Here is a 711-nt window from a genome sequence, read left to right as displayed (position 1 = left end):
CACCCGCTAGTGCGCCAGAGAACGTCACTGCGCCGTCAACTTTGTTGTTACCTGCAAACATCTGTAGTTTGCCATCTTCGTCTACTGACGCTTTTACGAAGTCTTGTTGACCGTTGATGTAAGTCGCTACTTCTTCAATATCATCGCCTTCTTTTGCGTTGATAGTGATGCTTTGTGCATTACCAAATGTGTCGTTAAACGCCATGGTAATCTCAGTTGTACCTGCTTGGACTTCCCAGCTAGCGTCTTTCGCATTCGTTGCGCCGTAGCTGCTACCACCCATTTGAGTGTTGTCAGAGCGCATGTCGTTTAGGCTTAGCATTACCGCTTCACCGTTGTCCGCACCGATTTGGAAAGATTGAGTGCCGTACGTGCCGTTCAGTAGTTTGTTACCACCAAAAGACGTGGTTTCCGCAATACGGTTTAGCTCGTCGTTCAGKGCCGTTACTTCTTCTTGAATCGCTACGCGCTCTGCTTTTGAGTTTGAGCCATTCGCCGATTGTAGAGAAAGGTCACGCATACGTTGCAGGATGTTCGTCGTCTCGTTCATTGCACCTTCTGCTGTTTGTGCAATTGAGATGCCGTCGTTTGCGTTACGTACCGCTACATCAAGACCGCGGCTTTGCACGTTCAAGCGGTTCGAAATCTGTAGACCCGCTGCGTCGTCTTTCGCGCTGTTGATTTTGCTACCTGACGCTAGACGTTCCATTG

At 49.3% G+C, this 711-nt stretch carries 1 protein-coding gene; it reads right to left on the bottom strand.

Features of this window, described 5'->3' with window-relative positions; genetic code table 11:
- On the bottom strand, nucleotides 1-711 hold a 711-nt coding region (locus DPF91_RS21935; RefSeq protein WP_164684270.1), incomplete at both ends, for a flagellin.

The sequence above is a fragment of the Vibrio maerlii genome (genome assembly GCF_003415655.1).
Classification (GTDB): domain Bacteria; phylum Pseudomonadota; class Gammaproteobacteria; order Enterobacterales; family Vibrionaceae; genus Vibrio; species Vibrio maerlii.
The sequence above is the reverse complement of the archived record's forward strand: the minus strand, read 5'-3'. Positions and strand labels throughout refer to the sequence as shown.